The organism is Methylorubrum sp. POS3 (assembly GCF_043352485.1).
Lineage (GTDB): Bacteria > Pseudomonadota > Alphaproteobacteria > Rhizobiales > Beijerinckiaceae > Methylobacterium > Methylobacterium suomiense.
Genome location: NZ_JAPRBT010000001.1, coordinates 1,175,334 through 1,190,991, shown reverse-complemented (window position 1 = coordinate 1,190,991; position 15,658 = coordinate 1,175,334). Strand labels below are relative to the sequence as shown.

Annotated in this window: 14 protein-coding genes; 9 read left to right on the top strand and 5 right to left on the bottom strand. The window is 68.3% G+C overall.

The window, feature by feature from the left end; genetic code table 11:
• Positions 1-112 precede the first annotated feature (112 nt).
• From OWC43_RS05535 to OWC43_RS05525, 3 genes are all read left to right on the top strand, one after another.
• Complete coding sequence (locus OWC43_RS05535; RefSeq protein WP_393958500.1) at positions 113-889, top strand: fumarylacetoacetate hydrolase family protein; 777 nt, start codon at positions 113-115, stop codon at positions 887-889.
• 169 nt (positions 890-1,058) lie between these two features.
• Entirely contained in the window at positions 1,059-2,066 is a 1,008-nt protein-coding gene (locus tag OWC43_RS05530; RefSeq protein WP_393955986.1) for a 2-dehydropantoate 2-reductase, read from the top strand.
• Between the two features lie 4 nt (positions 2,067-2,070).
• A complete protein-coding gene (locus OWC43_RS05525) occupies positions 2,071-3,651 on the top strand; it encodes an acyl--CoA ligase (RefSeq protein WP_393955985.1) in 1,581 nt (526 codons plus the stop codon).
• Positions 3,652-3,928: 277 nt separating this feature from the next.
• Here the strand turns inward: OWC43_RS05525 and ctrA are convergent, their stop codons facing one another.
• A complete protein-coding gene (gene ctrA, locus OWC43_RS05520; protein WP_012452681.1) occupies positions 3,929-4,630 on the bottom strand; it encodes a response regulator transcription factor CtrA in 702 nt (233 codons plus the stop codon).
• A 432-nt stretch (positions 4,631-5,062) separates the two neighbouring features.
• Here ctrA and fliI point away from each other — a divergent pair, with 432 nt between their 5' ends.
• The 4 genes from fliI (at position 5,063) to OWC43_RS05500 (ending at position 8,538) form a co-directional block, all read left to right on the top strand.
• Positions 5,063-6,412: a flagellar protein export ATPase FliI gene (fliI, locus tag OWC43_RS05515; RefSeq protein WP_393955984.1), complete on the top strand. Its 1,350-nt coding sequence runs from the start codon at positions 5,063-5,065 to the stop codon at positions 6,410-6,412.
• A 91-nt stretch (positions 6,413-6,503) separates the two neighbouring features.
• The gene (gene fliJ, locus OWC43_RS05510; RefSeq protein WP_137827508.1) at positions 6,504-6,908 is read left to right on the top strand and encodes a flagellar export protein FliJ; all 405 of its coding nucleotides are present in this window, start codon (positions 6,504-6,506) and stop codon (positions 6,906-6,908) included.
• 147 nt (positions 6,909-7,055) lie between these two features.
• The gene (locus OWC43_RS05505; protein WP_393955983.1) at positions 7,056-8,108 is read left to right on the top strand and encodes a lysylphosphatidylglycerol synthase domain-containing protein; all 1,053 of its coding nucleotides are present in this window, start codon (positions 7,056-7,058) and stop codon (positions 8,106-8,108) included.
• 289 nt (positions 8,109-8,397) lie between these two features.
• A complete protein-coding gene (locus OWC43_RS05500) occupies positions 8,398-8,538 on the top strand; it encodes a hypothetical protein (protein WP_171015377.1) in 141 nt (46 codons plus the stop codon).
• Positions 8,539-8,744: 206 nt separating this feature from the next.
• On the opposite strand, the gene flhA is transcribed toward OWC43_RS05500, so the two are convergent.
• Entirely contained in the window at positions 8,745-10,874 is a 2,130-nt protein-coding gene (flhA, locus tag OWC43_RS05495; protein WP_393955982.1) for a flagellar biosynthesis protein FlhA, read from the bottom strand.
• A gap of 154 nt (positions 10,875-11,028) precedes the next feature.
• Between flhA and OWC43_RS05490 the strand changes: the two genes are divergently transcribed.
• On the top strand, positions 11,029-11,712 hold the full coding sequence (locus OWC43_RS05490; protein WP_393955981.1) for a hypothetical protein: 684 nt from the start codon (positions 11,029-11,031) through the stop codon (positions 11,710-11,712).
• A gap of 32 nt (positions 11,713-11,744) precedes the next feature.
• Here OWC43_RS05490 and OWC43_RS05485 read toward each other — a convergent pair whose 3' ends face one another.
• The 3 genes from OWC43_RS05485 to OWC43_RS05475 form a co-directional block, all read right to left on the bottom strand.
• Positions 11,745-12,989, bottom strand: a complete 1,245-nt coding sequence (locus tag OWC43_RS05485; protein ID WP_393955980.1) for a capsule biosynthesis protein — start codon at positions 12,987-12,989, stop codon at positions 11,745-11,747.
• A gap of 78 nt (positions 12,990-13,067) precedes the next feature.
• On the bottom strand, positions 13,068-13,721 hold the full coding sequence (locus OWC43_RS05480; protein ID WP_137827513.1) for an ABC transporter ATP-binding protein: 654 nt from the start codon (positions 13,719-13,721) through the stop codon (positions 13,068-13,070).
• A 152-nt stretch (positions 13,722-13,873) separates the two neighbouring features.
• The gene (locus OWC43_RS05475; RefSeq protein WP_393955979.1) at positions 13,874-14,560 is read right to left on the bottom strand and encodes a hypothetical protein; all 687 of its coding nucleotides are present in this window, start codon (positions 14,558-14,560) and stop codon (positions 13,874-13,876) included.
• A 198-nt stretch (positions 14,561-14,758) separates the two neighbouring features.
• Between OWC43_RS05475 and xth the strand changes: the two genes are divergently transcribed.
• Entirely contained in the window at positions 14,759-15,553 is a 795-nt protein-coding gene (gene xth / locus OWC43_RS05470; RefSeq protein ID WP_393958499.1) for an exodeoxyribonuclease III, read from the top strand.
• The last annotated feature ends 105 nt before the right edge of the window (positions 15,554-15,658 follow it).

Genomic DNA, 15,658 nt, shown 5'->3' with positions numbered 1-15,658 from the left:
GCCAGACGTCGAGGATTAGGAACCGTTCGATGGCCGCTGACGTCGCCCCGCCCCACTTCGAAGCTGCCGGTCCGGCGGCGCGCGGTCGATGAGCGCCACCATGGATGCCCCCGTGACCCGCTGGATCGGCTTTCGCCACGACGGCGCTGTGGGCTTCGGCCGCCTCGACGGGGAAACCATCACCGAGTTCACGGGCGACCTGTTCGGTGCACCGACGGCGACGGGGCGGACTCTGCCGCTCGCGGAGGTGACGATCGATCTGCCGTGCCGGCCCTCGAAGCTGATCGCCCTGTGGAACAATTTCGGGGCGCTGGCCGAGAAGCTGGAACTGGCGCGGCCCGAGGCACCGCTGTTCCTGATCAAGCCGGCCAACACCTACCGGCCCTCGGGCGCGACGGTGGTCGTGCCGGAGACCGCCGGCCGGGCGCTCTACGAGGGCGAACTCGGAATCGTGATCGGCAAAGTGGACGGCCAGCCCGCCCGCGACCTGTCGGAGGCGGACGCCATGGCGCACGTCTTCGGCTTCACCTGCATCAACGACGTGACCTCCGCGCCGATCCTGAAGGCGGATGCGAGCTTCACCCAATGGGCGCGGGCCAAGGGCCTCGACGGGTTCGGTCCATTCGGACCGGTGATCGCCACCGGCCTCGCGCCCGAGACGTTGACCGTGCGTACCCTGGTCAACGGGCGCGAGCGCCAGAACTTCCCGATCAGCGACATGCTGATGCCGGTGCCGCGACTGGTGTCGCTGCTCTCGCAGGGAATGACCCTGGAGCCCGGCGACATCATCGCTTGCGGCACCTCGGTCGGCTCCGGCCCGATCCCCAAGGGTGCGAATGTCGAGATCGTGATCGACGGCATCGGCACGCTGACGAACCGGTTCGAGTAGCGGAACCATCGATGTCGGCGCCCGATGCGCGGCCCGGTTCGGCGCCGCAGGGCTTTGAAGAGACGTGATGAGGGCGGGCCGCCCGCGGAGCGACGAATCCGCCCGGCCCGAGACGGCAACGACCGCGCGGCCCCGGCTGGGAGCACGCGCAAGACAGTGAGTGAGGGATATGAGCATCGCGATCGTCGGCGCCGGCGCCATCGGCGGCTATCTCGGGGTCAGGCTGGCGGAAGCCGGCGAGGACGTCACCTTCATCGCCCGCTCCAACGCGGCGGCGATCCAGGCGGACGGCATGCGCCTGATCGAGGAGGATGGCACCGAGATCCATTCGAAGACGGTGAAGGCTACCCGCTCGATGCAGGAGGCGGGGGTGCACGAGGTCGTGCTGCTCACCGTCAAGGCGCATCAGGTCGGCCCCATCGCCGCCGATCTGAAGCATCTGATCGGCCCCAACACCGTCGTGGTGACGATGCAGAACGGCATCCCGTGGTGGTACTTCCTGGGCGGGCACGGCGGCGAGCATGCCGGCACGCGGCTGGAGAGCGCCGATCCCGGCGGCCTGATCGCCGATCATCTCGACCCGAAACACGTCATCGGCTCGGTGGTCTATCCGGCCACCGTGCTGACCGATCCCGGCACCGTGAAGGTGATCGAGGGCAACCGCTTCGGCCTGGGCGAGCTCGACGGCTCCAAGTCCGAACGGGTGCTGGCCCTGTCGCAGCGCCTCGCCAAGGCGGGATTCCGCGCGCCGGTCACCAACGACATCCGCGCCGAGATCTGGCTCAAGCTCTGGGGCAATCTCAGCTTCAACCCGATCTCCGCGCTGACCCACGCGACGCTCGAAGACATCTGCCGCTTCCCCGACACGCGGGCGATCGCGGCGGAAATGATGCGCGAGGCCGAGACCATCGCGAACCGGCTCGGCGTCACGTTCCGCCTCGGCATCGAGAAGCGCATCGCGGGCGCCGAGAAGGTCGGCCCGCACAAGACGTCGATGCTTCAGGATGTGGAGGCCGGCCGGCCGATCGAGCTTGAGGCTCTGGTGGGCTCGGTGATCGAACTCGGCCGCCTCACCGGCACGCCGACCCCGCATATCGATACGGTCTTCGCCCTGATGCGTCTCCTGGCCCAGAGCCTGGAGCGCGCCAATGGCCGCCTCGCGATCCAGGGAGCCTGACACCATGCTCCTTCCCGACAATTCCGCCTCGTCCCCCATCGACGCCAAGGAGGCCAGCGTGGCCGCGACCACCCTCTACGACCTGATCCGGGCCGGCGACGATGCGGCCACCGCCTTGTCGAGCCCCGGCGGTGTGCCGCTGACCTTCCAGGCGCTGCGCGCCCTGGTCGACCGCACCGTGGCCGACCTCAACGCCCGCGGCATCGGCCGCGGCGACCGGGTCGCGATCGTGCTGCCGAATGGCCCGGAGATGGCCACTGCCTTCATCGCGGTGGCGGCCGGCTGCACCTCGGCGCCCCTCAACCCGAGCTACAAGGCCGACGAGTTCGAGTTCTACCTGACCGACCTCAAGGCCAAGCTCCTCATCGCTGCCGACGGGTCGGCCTCCCCCGCGGTGGCGGTGGCGGAGAAGCTCGGCCTGCCGGTCGCCCGCCTGAAGGCGGCCCCCGAGGAGGGTGCGGGCAGCTTCACGCTCACCTTCGACGACGAGGCCGCCGAACCCGCGGCCAAGGGCGGCCCGGCCAGCTCGGAGGAGATCGCGCTGGTGCTGCACACCTCCGGCACCACCTCGCGGCCCAAGATCGTGCCGCTGACGCAGACCAATGTCTGCGCCTCCGCGCGCAACATCCGCACCGCGCTCCAGTTCACGGCGGAGGATCGCGGCCTGAACATCATGCCGCTGTTCCACATCCACGGGCTGATCGCCGGCATCCTGGCGCCGCTCTCGGCGGGGGGGCAGGTGTCCTGCACGCCGGGCTTCAACGCCCTCAAGTTCTTCGCCTGGATGGAGGAGGTGCGCCCGACTTGGTACACCGGCGTGCCGACGATGCATCAGGCGATCCTGGGGCGGGCGGCCCGCAACGGCGAGATCATCGCCAAGAATCCCCTGCGCTTCATCCGCTCCTCCTCCTCCTCGCTGCCCCCGCAGGTGATGAAGGAGCTGGAGGAGACGTTCTCGGCGCCCGTCATCGAGGCCTACGGCATGACCGAGGCGGCGCACCAGATGGCTTCGAACCCGCTCCCGCCGAAGCCCCATTATGCGGGCTCGGTCGGCCTCGCGGCGGGCCCGGAGATCGCGGTGGTCGATTCCGACGGCGAGCCGTTGCCGGCGGGCGAGACCGGCGAGATCGTCATCCGCGGCGACAACGTGATGAAGGGCTACGAGAACAACGAGAAGGCCAATACCGAGGCCTTCACGAAGCAGGGCTGGTTCCGCACCGGCGATCAGGGCACGCTCTCGCCTGAGGGCTATCTCGCGATCACCGGGCGCCTCAAGGAGATCATCAACCGCGGCGGCGAGAAGATCTCGCCGCGCGAGGTCGACGAGATCCTGATGGACCATCCGGCGGTGTCGCAATGCGTCACCTTCGCGATCCCGCATGACAAGCTCGGCGAGGACGTCGCCGCGGCGATCGTGCTGCGCGAGGGCGTCGAGGCGGGCGAGAAGGACATTAAGAGCTTCGCCTCGGAGCGGCTGGCCGCCTTTAAGGTCCCGGCCAAGATCCTGATCCTCGACGAGATCCCCAAGGGCGCCACCGGCAAGCTCCAGCGGATCGGTCTCGCGCAGAAGCTCGGACTGGCCTGATCGATCGACACGCCCCGCGACCGCACCGGTCGCGGGGTTTTCGTCGGCCGGTGGGCCTCTCTCCCCCCTCCCCTCACCTGAGGTGCCAACAAGGCGAACTCCAGCTGGCGCGCGATCCCTCGAGCCCTCCTTCGAGGCCGCTTCGCGGCACCTCAGGATGAGGAGGATGGGTGGGAGGCGCGCCGCCAAGGGAAGTCGTCGGTCCCGTTTCCCGAGCAAAACCCCAAAACAAAAAACCCCGCCAGAGCGGGGTTTTTTCGTTGTCACGGCGCGCGGCTCAGACCGCCATGCGATCCTCGCCCTCGACCGGCTCGCGCAGCACGTAGCCGCGGCCCCACACCGTCTCGATGTAGTTCTTACCCTCGGAGGCGTTGGCGAGCTTCTTGCGGAGCTTGCAGATGAACACGTCGATGATCTTCAGCTCCGGCTCGTCCATGCCGCCGTAGAGATGGTTGAGGAACATCTCCTTGGTGAGCGTCGTGCCCTTCCGGAGGGAAAGGAGTTCCAGCATCTGGTACTCCTTGCCGGTGAGATGCACGCGGGAGCCCGACACTTCGACCGTCTTCTGGTCGAGGTTCACGATCAGATCGCCGGTGGTGATGACCGACTGGGCGTGGCCCTTCGAACGGCGCACGATGGCGTGGATGCGCGCCACCAGCTCGTCCTTGTGGAAGGGCTTGGTGAGGTAGTCGTCGGCACCGAAGCCGAGGCCCTTCACCTTGTCCTCGATGCCGGCCATGCCCGACAGGATCAGGATCGGCGTCTTCACCTTCGCCACGCGCAGGGAGCGCAGGACCTCGTAGCCCGACATGTCGGGCAGGTTCAGGTCGAGGAGGATGATGTCGTAATCGTAGAGCTTGCCGAGATCGACGCCCTCCTCGCCGAGATCCGTCGTGTACGTGTTGAAATTCTCGGATTTGAGCATCAACTCGATGCTCTGCGCCGTGGCGCTGTCGTCCTCGATCAGAAGTACGCGCATCGTCGGTCCCCACCCCGGCCAGGCCGTATCAGGGCGCTTGAGACAAGCCGCCGCCGGGCGCCCGCCGACGGCCTCGGCGGACGCACCCTCATTCCCACTTCAGAAACGCTATTCCTTAACCGTTAACAAAAGCCGAATCCCGCTTGCAAGGTTCATCTTCTTCGAGTCCGAGGGCGATTCCCACCATGGTTGGCAATCTGTTCTCCGGAGATGATCGGCAAGGCTCCGACGCGGATCGGGCGGTCGGGTTAAGCCGTTCTGATCCTTGAGAATGCCCCGTTTGTTGCAAATGGGAGACATCGCGCGATCGTTATCGCTCACGCTTTTCCGAGGGGCCGGCGGCCGACCCGGCCCGTGCCGATCGGCCCCCGGCAATGTTAAGACATCGGCCGGATCGGTGGCGTGGGGAGGGACCGGGCCCATGGCGAAAGGATGACGGGCGAGCGGGAAACCGGAGGACTGTCCGCGGCGCTCGCCGCCCTGGCCACGGTCGAGACCCTTGAGATCTTCGGGCGGGTCACGGCGATTCGCGGCCTGCTCGTCGAGGTTGCCGGCCCGGTCGCGGCGATGCGGCTCGGAGGGCGGCTCGACGTGGTGGTCGAGGCGGGGGGCGCCGGTACCGTCCCCTGCGAGGTGATCGGCTTCTCGGGCGACCGGGCGCTCGCCATGCCGTTCGGATCGCTGGAGGGCGTGCGCCGCGGCTGCCCGGTCCTTGTGCGCGACGAGGCGGCGGGGGCGGTGCGCCCGTCCCAGGGATGGCTCGGCCGCACCGTCGATGCGCTCGGACGCCCCATCGACGGGCTCGGCCCCCTCCCCCAGGGACCGGCGATCTACCCCCTTCGGGCCGATCCGCCGCCCGCGCATGGGCGCCGCCGCGTCGGCGCGCCGCTCGATCTCGGGGTCCGGTGCATCAACACCTTCCTGACCATGTGCCGCGGCCAGCGCATGGGCATCTTCGCCGGCTCCGGCGTCGGCAAGTCGGTGCTGCTCTCCATGCTCGCCCGCTACACGGCGGCGGACGTGGCGGTGATCGGCCTCGTCGGCGAGCGGGGCCGCGAGGTTCAGGAATTCCTCCAGGACGATCTGGGTGCGGCGGGGCTCAGTCGCTCGGTGGTCGTGGTGGCGACCTCCGACGAGCCGGTGCTGATGCGCCGCAACGCCGCCTACGTGACGCTGGCGGTGGCCGAGTATTTCCGCGATCAGGGCGCGCAGGTTTTGTGCATGATCGACTCGATCACCCGCTTCGCCATGGCACAGCGGGATATCGGGCTCGCCGGCGGCGAGCCGCCCACCGCCAAGGGCTACACGCCGACCGTCTTCTCCGAATTGCCGCGCCTTCTCGAACGGGCGGGCCCCGGCACCGGCGAGGGCGCGATCTCCGGTCTGTTCACGGTGCTGGTCGAGGGCGACGACCACAACGAGCCGGTGGCGGATGCCGTGCGCGGCATCCTGGACGGCCATATCGTGATGGAGCGCCGCATCGCCGAAACGGGCCGCTACCCGGCGATCAACGTGCTGCGCTCGGTCTCCCGCACCATGCCGCGCGCCTGCGATCCGGCGCATCTGCCCACCGTGCGGCGGGCGCGTAAGGTGCTGGCGACCTATGCCGACATGGAGGAGCTGATCCGGCTCGGAGCCTACCGGGCGGGGTCGTCACCGGAGGTCGACGAGGCGGTCGCGCTCATGCCGGATCTGACGGCTTTTCTGGGGCAGGGTAAGGAAGAAGCAACCTCCATCAGCGAGGGTTACGCACGGCTGGCCGCCATCGTGGGCGGCGGGTGAGATGGCATCGCGTCGGGGGTTCGGGTCCGCGAGGATCCGGCGAGCGCGTCCAGCCCTTTCGCCGGCGTAGCGTAGGAGTGGATGGCCCGACATGAAATCGCGTGACACGCTGATCCGGCTGCGGCGGTTCCAAGTGGATGAGAAGCGCCGCCGGGTGGCGCAAATCGAGATGATGATGGCCGATTTCATCCGGATGGCGACCGAGCTGGAGCGCGAGGTCGCCCAGGAAGAGGCCCGCGCCGGCATCACCGACCCGGCCCATTTCGCCTATCCGACCTATGCCCGCGCCGCGACCTCGCGCCGGGACAACATGCGCCAGTCCGCCGCCGCCCTGGAAGGCCAGCTCGCCGAGGCCAAGGCCGAACTCGGCGAAGCCTTCGAGGAACTCAAGAAGGTCGAGATCCTGGAGGATCGCGAGCGCTCCGCCGAGCGCGCGGCGGAAGCCGCCCGCGAGCAGGCCGAGATGGACGCGATCGGGCTGCGCGCCCGGGCTTGAGCCGACCGAAAGGTCTCGTGGCGGCATGAAACCGTCACGATCGGCGGGCAAGAGCCCGCCGCATCGAGCCGGTTGCTTCGGTCCCGCTTGCGATGCGAGCGGCCCTGGCGCAGGAGGGACCGGTCCCGAGGGAGGCGGCCGGTATCCATGAAGAAGATCAGTGAAATCTTTTGGGGCTTGATCGGCCTCGCGGCGGTGGCGGCCTCTTGCTACCTGCTCTGGGGCAAACTCAAGGATCAGTCCTGGGCGAGCATCGAAGCCGCCTTCCTGGCGATCCCGCCGCATCACGTCCTCTTCGCCGCCCTCTCGACCCTCGTCGCCTACGCGGCGCTCGCTTGGTACGACCGGATCGCCCTGCTGCATCTGGGCGTGCGCGGCATCTCGTGGATGTTCGTCTCGGTCTGCTCCTTCACCACCTACGCGCTCTCGCACAATATCGGCGCCTCGGTCTTTTCCGGCGCCCTGGTGCGCTACCGGGCCTACACCGCGAAGGGGCTCTCGGCGGCGCAGGTCGCGGTGCTGGTGGCGCTCTGTTCCTTCACCTTCGGCCTCGGCACGATCCTGCTCGGTGGCTTCGTGCTGGTCTACGATCCGGGCCTGCTGTCGCGGCTCGACAGCCTTCTGCCCGCCGCACTCACCAACCCGCACACCGCCCGACTCGTCGGCTTCGCGCTGCTCGCCTTCGTGGCGCTCTACGTGCTCGGCTCTGTGCTGCGCTTCCGCCCCCTGACGATCCGCTCCTTCAAGATCGAATATCCCCGGCCGCAGATCATGGTGCGCCAGCTCATCGCGGCGCCGCTGGAACTGCTCGGCGCAGCCGGCATCATCTATTTCGCGCTCCCCGACAGCCTGAACCCCGGCTTCATTGCCGTGCTCGGCATCTTCCTCGCCTCGTTCTCGGTGGCGCTCGCCTCGCACGCGCCGGGCGGCCTCGGGGTGTTCGAGCTGGTGTTCTTCACCGCCATGCAGCTCCAGACCGATGCCGAGAAGGCGCCGGTGCTCGCAGCCCTGCTGATCTTCCGCTTGTTCTACCTCTTGATCCCGTTCGCGATCGCCATCGTCGTGGTGGTTCTGTTCGAGCGCGCGCGCTTGTCGAAGGCGCTCCATAAGACCGATCAGAACCCGCCCGAGCCCCCGCTGGTGGCGCCGGGGCTCGACAACCACGTCATCGAGAAGCGCCTCGAGAATAAGGCGGTTTGAGGCTCTCCGATAAGCTTCCGTCGCCGGCATCCGCCTCCGCAGGCTTGAGGCTTCCGCTCCGTTGAACGCCGAAGCCCGCTGCGCGCGGCGTCGGCCCGCGCGGGTCGGCGTCGCCTGCGGGGCATGCATGGCAAGCGATGCTGCGGACCGTTTCGAGCAGGATGACGCCGCGCCCCCGTATGGTTACGTGCCGCCATCGTGGATGGCGGGACAAGCACGCTTGCCCGGCCTTCACGAACGGTTAAGCTTGCAGCATGGGCGCCAGTCCGGCGTCCGGGTCACGAACATCATGGCTTCCATCAAAGTGCGGGTGTCCGAGGACGGCACCTGCTCGATCTGCCGCAACGGCACGATCATCAGCACGGGTCTCACGCGCCATCAGGCCGACCAGTTGGTCGCGGTCCTGCGCGCCATCGAAGGCCACGACTGAGGTTTTTTGCGGCGCCTGCTCAGTGCGCCTCTCCCACCCATCCCCCTCATCCTGAGGTGCCCGCCTCGGCGGGCCTCGAAGGAGGGCTCCAGCGGATCGCGCGTTTCCTGGAGCCCTCCTCCGAGGGTGACGCTGCGCGCCGCCTCCTCAGAATGGGGGAAGCGGGAGGGCGGTGCCATGAGGCGTGAAGGCGGCCCGCTTTCAGCTCACACGGAGCCCACCGTCCGCAGCCGTGCCCGCGGATGGATCTCCGCCTGGCTCATCACCGGGGTCTCCCGGCGGAAGCGCTCGATGATCGAGCGCACGAAGGGCCGTGCCTGAACCGAGGTCACCAGCACCGGCATCTCGCCCATGCGGGCGGCCTGCTCGAAGCGGTCGCGCACGGTGTTGACGAATTCGGTCAGCCGCGAGGGCTGCATCGCGAGATAGCGCTCCTCGCGCTCGCCGATGATGGATTCGAGGAAGGCCTGCTCCCAGGCGGGTGACAGGGTGATGATCGGCAGCGTGCCGTCGGGACCCTGGTACTGCGCGCAGATCTGGCGGCCGAGCCGGGCGCGCACATGCTCGACGATGTCGCGCGGATTCTTCACATGGCCCGCCACCTCGGCGATCCCCTCGACGATCGATCCGAGATCGCGCACCGAGACCCGCTCGGCGAGCAGCAACTGCAATACCCGCTGGATGCCCGTGGTGGCGATCTGGCTCGGGACGATCTCCTTCAGGAGTTCGGTGTGCTCCTTGGGGAGTTCGCGCAGCAGCTTCTGCACCTCGACATGGTTGAGCAGTTCCGAGACATGCGCCTTGATGACCTCGGTCAGGTGCGTCGAGATCACGGTCGCGGCATCGACCACGGTGTAGCCCTTAAGCTGCGCCTGGTCGCGCAGGGCGGCGTCGACCCAGGTCGCGGGCAGACCGAAGGTCGGCTCCATCAGGTGCAGGCCAGGAAGCTGCACCTGCCCGCCCATGGGATCCATCGCCATGAACTGCCCCGGAAACACCTGCCCGGTGCCGGCCTCGATCTCCTTGACCCGCACCGTGTAGGTGTTGGCCTCCAGGCTGACATTGTCGAGGATGCGCACGGACGGCATGACGATGCCAAGTTCCGCCGCGAGCTGGCGGCGCAGGGCCTTGATCTGGTCGGTCAGGCGATCCTGGCCCTCGCCGTTGACGAGCGGCAGCAGGGCGTAGCCCATTTCCAGCTTCAGGTCGTCGAGCTTCAGCAGGTCCGTGACCGTCTCCTCCGCGGGCGCGGCGCCGGGGGTGGCGGGCGAGCCGTCGGCGCTGACCGCCGGCGGTGCCTCGCGCTGCGTCTTGGCGATGCGCCAAGCCGCGTAGCCCGCCGCCGCGCCGAGCCCGAGGAAGGGCAGCATCGGCATGCCGGGCAGGAGCGCGATCAGCCCCATCACGCCCGCCGACATGCCGAGCGCCTTCGGGTAATTCGCCATCTGCTTGCCCAGCGCCTTGTCGGCGGAGCCCTTCACGCCCGCCTTCGAGACGAGGATGCCCGCCGCCGTCGAGACGATCAGTGCCGGCACTTGGCTCGCCAGCCCGTCGCCGATGGTGAGCAGGGTGTAGGTCTTGGCGGCCTCCGAGAAGCCGAGTCCCTGTTGGGCCACGCCGATGACGATGCCGCCGACGATGTTGATGCCGGTGATGAGGAGCGCGGCCACCGCGTCGCCGCGCACGAATTTCGAGGCGCCGTCCATGGCGCCGAAGAAGGAGGATTCCTCCTCGAGCGCCGCGCGGCGGGCCTTGGCAGCCTTCTCGTCGATGAGACCGGCCGAGAGGTCGGCATCGATCGCCATCTGCTTGCCCGGCATGGCGTCGAGGGTGAAGCGGGCGGCCACTTCCGCGATGCGGCCCGACCCCTTCGTGATGACGACGAAGTTCACGATGATCAGGATCGCGAAGACGATGATGCCGATGACGAAATTGCCGCCCATCACGAAATGGCCGAAGGCCTCGATGACGTGACCCGCCGCCGCCGTGCCCTCGTGGCCGTGGCCGAGGATCAACCGGGTGGAGGCGAGGTTCAGCGCCAGCCGCAGCATCGTCGCGATCAGCAGCAGCGTCGGGAAGACGGTGAATTCGAGCGGGTTATCGATGAACAGGCCCGTCATCATGATCAGCACCGACATGATGATCGAGACGGCGAGCAACAGGTCGAGCAGGATCGCGGGCAGCGGGAAGATCAGCACCGTGAGGATGCCCATCACCGCGGTGGCGAAGAACAGATCGGTGCGCTTCGACAGCGCCTGGAGGCTGGCGCGATTCGGCACGAACGCCGAGAGGGAGCCGAGTCCTCCCGCGGGAGCGGCGCTGGCCGTCTCGCTCATGTCGCCGTCATCCCCCGCACGGGCCCACTCGCCTACCCGGCAGGATTTGCCGGGCGCAGGGTTAGCGCCGGGTTAACGGCGGCGGATCGGAACCAAGCCGGAAGCCGAGGGCTTGGTGGAGCACTTCGCCCAGGAGTGCCGAGAGGAGACCGCCATGGCAGGACGAGCCGTCACCGCGCTGTTCGACAGCTACGAGGACGCCGCCCGCATCGTCGATCGGATCGAGGCGGAGGGCGTGCCGCAATCCGAGATCGGAATCGTCTCCCTCGACGCCACCGACCGGCCAAATGCAGCCGGCGAGCCGGGCCCGGTCGCGCGCCCCGCGGAGGCCGAAGCCGCCGATGGGGCCGGCGCCGGGGCCACCGTCGGCACGGTGCTCGGCGGGGGGGCCGGACTGCTCGCCGGGCTCGGCCTGATCGCGATCCCCGGCGTCGGTCCGATCGTCGCGGCGGGTTGGCTGATCACCGCCCTATCGGGTGCCGGTGTCGGCGCCGCCGCGGGCGGACTGATCGGTGCGCTGACCGGCGCGGGCCTCAGCGGCAAGGACGCGGAGACCTATGCGGAGGGCCTGCGCCGAGGCGGCACGCTGGTGACGGTGCGGGCCGACGGTGATCTGGCCGAGCGCGTCGTCGCGTTGATGCGCCGCGGCGGCGCGGTCGATCTCGATGAGCGGGCGGAGGGCTGGCGTTTGCAGGGATGGACCGGCAGCCCCGCCGCACCGGTCGCGACCGCCACGCCCGCGCCCGAACCGGAGCCGGCGCTCGCCCCCGCTCCGGACAACCCGGCCGACCCCACCCTCGCGCCGCCGACCCGCCGCCCGCCCGGGGCCATCGGCTGACGGCCCCGTTCGAGAAAATGCGCCGATAGGCCTCAGCTGAAGAGGTATTTGCGAACGCCGATCGCCGAGCCGAACGCAGCCATCGCACCCAGGGCGATGGCGCTCAGCCAGAGGGCGCGCTTGGGCTCCGTCGAGGAGACCGGCATGATCGGCTCGACCACCGGCGTGAAGAACTCGACCTGCCGGCCTGCCACGATCCGTGCCGACTCGTTGGCGGCCAGCACCCGGCCGTAATAGGCCTCGGCCTCCTTGCGCTGGTTCTCGTAGGCCTCGAACTGGCCGAGAAGGTCCGAGAGAACCTTCTTCCGGCTCGGGTCGGCGCTCGCCATTTCGCTCTCGATCTTCTCGATATTGGCATCGAGATCGCTGATCTGGGTCTTGAGATCCCGGATCGGGCGCGCATCGGGCGAGAGGTCGCGCAGGCCCAGCGTCAGCTGGACGGACAGCGAGATGCGCTGCTTGCGCAGCTCGGAGATCGTCGTGAGATTGGTGGTGTTGGTCGCCGAGGCATCCAGGACGCCGCCGCTGTTGCGCAACTCGCGCACGGCGAGGCGGGTCTTGAGCATGCGCTCCTCGGCCACGGCCAATTCGCGCTCGGTCTCGGCGAGCGCCGCGTTGCGGGCCCGCATGCTGAGTTCGTTCACCATCCGCTCGCTCTCGGCCATGATCGCCTGGGCGAGATTGTAGGATTCGGTCGGGTCGAACGCCGAGACGGTGAGCGTGATGATGCCCGCATGGTTGTCCACCGTGGTGTGGACGCGCTGGGGCCAGTAGCGCATGAAGCGCTCGATCGGCTGGTTCTGCGGGCCGCGCGAGAAGTAGTCGATGCTGTCGCGGGTATACATTTCCCGAACCGGCATCTGCCGTTCCAGGACTTCGACCATCTTTCGGCTGGCGATGTAGTTCGTCGTGATCAGGGTATCCTGGATCACCATCTGCTTGGGCAGGCTCGAATCGGTGCCCGTCCGCTCGCTGTCGACCTTGTCGACGTTGCCCAGGGCCGGCCGCAGGGCGAAGCGGGCTTCCGTCACGTAACGGTCCGAGGCGATCAGGTACAGGTAGACGGCGCCGACGAGCGTCGGCAGCACGAAGACGAGCACGAACAGCAGCGGGATCATCGGATCGCGCTTGATGTGGGTCCGGTAGGCGCGGATGCCCTTCTTGCGATCGGAGTGGCGGGCGACCCGAGCGAACCGCTTGAGCGACTCGGCCACCGCCGTCGACCGTTCCCCGGTCGTCAGGGGGGCACCGGACGGGGTGCTGATTTCGGTGCTCATACGCCCTCGATGTCGTTGGCGATGGATCGGCGCCAGCCCGTGGTCTCGCGCGGGCTCGCGGCGAAACCGTGTCGGCGATCAGCCGTTCAGGCGGCGATAGGCCGAGATCGCCTCGTCGACCTTGTCGTAGACCACGGCCTGACCGTTCACGAGAATGATGGCCTGGCTGCAATAGGTGCGGATCTGCTCCATCGAATGGGAGATCAGGATGATGTTGGCGGTCGCTCGCCGCATCTCGAACAGCTCCTGGCAGCGCTTCTGCATACGCGCGTCGCCGACCGCGAGGGTCTCGTCGATCAGGTAGGTGTCGAACGGGATCGCCATGCTGACGCCGAAAGCGAGGCGTGCGCTCATGCCGGAGGAATAGGTGCCGACAGGCATGTCCATGTAGACGCCGAGTTCGGCGAAATCCTCGACGAATTCCAGTACCTGACGCGGATCTTCGCCGTAGATGCGCGAAACGAAGATGAGATTGTCGCGTCCGGACATCTTCGGGTTGAAGCCGCCCGAAAAACCGATCGGCCAGGACACCCGCTGTCCCCGGATGATGCGCCCGCGGCTGGCTTCCTCGACGCCCGCGAGCAGGCGCAACGTGGTCGACTTGCCGGCCCCGTTGATGCCCATGATGCCGTAGCTGATCTCCGGCCGCAGGGTGAAATTCACCCGATCGAGGATGATGCGCCGTTTGCCGTAGACGGAGTAGAATTTGGAGACGTTCTCGAAGCGGATCACGGTTGCCAGGCCCCGCCGGTCGGTTGCGGCCTGGAGCCCCGTGCGACGACGGAGGCGAGAGACCGGACGCTCATGCGAGGAGCCCGAGAAAAGCGGCGAATCTGAGAATGGCCGTCGGGACTAGGCGCGGCTGCCCCTATCGTGCCGAGCCGTCATACCGCTGCCGGCAAGCCGGGATGCGCCGCCCGGAACCGTGCCGCCGTGGCAAGGAGACGGTAGAGCACCAGCGCATTGAGGCTGTGCCACAGGAAATGCGTCCCGAGCGGCAGCGCGGCGCAGACCTGGGCATCAATGGTGCGGAAGACGAGCGAGGCGAGGAAGAGGCCGCCCGTGACCAGCACGGCCCGGCCCGCCCAGGCGGTCCGCCCCGCGAGCGCGAGGCCGACGCCGAGGAGCGCCAGCACCGCGGGAAGGTAATCGATCGAGCCGTTGGTGAGCGCGGCCACGTCGCGGCCGGTCAAGGCATCGAGGGCGGGCGACAGGCCGAAGCCGGCCCCGGCGAAGCCGAGGGTCGCCAGCCCGGCGACCCCGGGGGAAAGGCCGAAGAAGCGGGCCAGGGCCAGCCCGAAATAGCCGTAGATGAAGATCGCGATCGGGATGACGTCGGCGAGGAGAGACCAGCGATTGGCGAAGGTGTGGAACAGGAAGGAGCCGATTCCAACCACGCCGACCACGCCCGCGAGGATCTGCACCGGCCGATCGCCCGGCGCGATGCGCGCCGCCAGGAACGCGGCCACGAGAAAGGCGGCGTTGGTCGCCGCGTTGACCGGCTCGGACCAGAAGGCCGCGTCGGTGCGCTCGCAATAGGCCCGCACCGGTTCGAACCAGGACGCGTCCATCGAATCCCTCCCCCCGATCCTCAGGCAATGGCGGCCGTGCCCAGGCCCTGGATCGCCCTCGCCGCCGGCATCTCGGCAGACGGCGGCGCGGAGCACGCGTCGCGGGTTCCGGTGCGCCGCTCGCGCACCGCCTTGCCAGCGCGGCGCGAAGGCCCGATGACGAAGCCATCGGTCGCGCCATTCGCGCTTTGGGGCCCCATGCGGATCACCACCTGGAACGTCAACTCGATCAAGCAGCGGGTCGGGCATCTCCTCGGCTTTCTCGAGGAGGCGCGGCCCGACGTGGTCTGCCTGCAGGAGCTGAAATGCCAGGATGCGGCGTTCCCCCGCGCCGAGATCGAGGCGGCGGGCTACGCCGTCGAGACACTGGGGCAGAAGGCCTATAACGGCGTCGCCCTGCTGGTGCGCGCGCCGCTCACTTCCACGCAGCTCCTCCGCGGCCTGCCGGGTGACGCGGAGGACGAGCAGGCCCGCTACATCGAGGCTCTGGTGCACGGCGAGGGCATCGCGCCGGTGCGGGTCGCATCGATCTACCTGCCGAACGGCAATCCCGCGCCCGGGCCGAAATATGCCTACAAGCTCGCTTTCATGAAGCGCCTGCGCCTCCATGCCCGCGCCATGATGGCGAGCGAGGACGCCCTGGTGCTGGCCGGTGACTACAACGTGATCCCGGAGCCCGTGGACGCTGCCGACCCGGAGGCCTGGACCCAGGACGCCCTGTTCCTGCCCGAGACCCGCCAGGCCTTCCGCGCCCTCCTGGCGGAAGGCTTCACCGAGGCCCTGCGCGCCTGCGATCCGAGCCCCGGTCTCTACACCTTCTGGGATTATCAGGCCGGTTGCTGGCCTAGGAACCAGGGAATCCGGATCGACCACCTTCTGCTGTCGCCCCAAGCGGCCGATCGCCTCGTCTCGGCCTCGGTCCAGCGCCACCTGCGCGGTCTCGAAAAGCCCTCCGACCATGTGCCCGTGACGGTCGAACTCAGCGACGGCTGACCCCCTTCGACCTCGCTTCGGGACAGGTCGGTTCGGCCGGCCTTAAAGGTCGATTCACGCAGAACCGTTCTACTCGTCTGCAGTAGCGTTCCGCGTAAACGAAGT

What these genes read in the sequence shown, in the direction of transcription:
- OWC43_RS05525 (WP_393955985.1), top strand. Translation starts at nt 2,071, where the DNA reads ATGCTCCTTCCCGACAATTCCGCCTCGTCCCCCATCGACGCCAAGGAG.
- OWC43_RS05500 (WP_171015377.1), top strand. Translation starts at nt 8,398, where the DNA reads ATGGCTTCCATCAAAGTGCGGGTGTCCGAGGACGGCACCTGCTCGATC.
- ctrA (WP_012452681.1), bottom strand. Translation starts at nt 4,630, where the DNA reads ATGCGCGTACTTCTGATCGAGGACGACAGCGCCACGGCGCAGAGCATC.
- fliJ (WP_137827508.1), top strand. Translation starts at nt 6,504, where the DNA reads ATGAAATCGCGTGACACGCTGATCCGGCTGCGGCGGTTCCAAGTGGAT.
- xth (WP_393958499.1), top strand. Translation starts at nt 14,759, where the DNA reads ATGCGGATCACCACCTGGAACGTCAACTCGATCAAGCAGCGGGTCGGG.
- OWC43_RS05485 (WP_393955980.1), bottom strand. Translation starts at nt 12,989, where the DNA reads ATGAGCACCGAAATCAGCACCCCGTCCGGTGCCCCCCTGACGACCGGG.
- fliI (WP_393955984.1), top strand. Translation starts at nt 5,063, where the DNA reads ATGACGGGCGAGCGGGAAACCGGAGGACTGTCCGCGGCGCTCGCCGCC.
- OWC43_RS05505 (WP_393955983.1), top strand. Translation starts at nt 7,056, where the DNA reads ATGAAGAAGATCAGTGAAATCTTTTGGGGCTTGATCGGCCTCGCGGCG.
- flhA (WP_393955982.1), bottom strand. Translation starts at nt 10,874, where the DNA reads ATGAGCGAGACGGCCAGCGCCGCTCCCGCGGGAGGACTCGGCTCCCTC.
- OWC43_RS05475 (WP_393955979.1), bottom strand. Translation starts at nt 14,560, where the DNA reads ATGGACGCGTCCTGGTTCGAACCGGTGCGGGCCTATTGCGAGCGCACC.
- OWC43_RS05490 (WP_393955981.1), top strand. Translation starts at nt 11,029, where the DNA reads ATGGCAGGACGAGCCGTCACCGCGCTGTTCGACAGCTACGAGGACGCC.
- OWC43_RS05530 (WP_393955986.1), top strand. Translation starts at nt 1,059, where the DNA reads ATGAGCATCGCGATCGTCGGCGCCGGCGCCATCGGCGGCTATCTCGGG.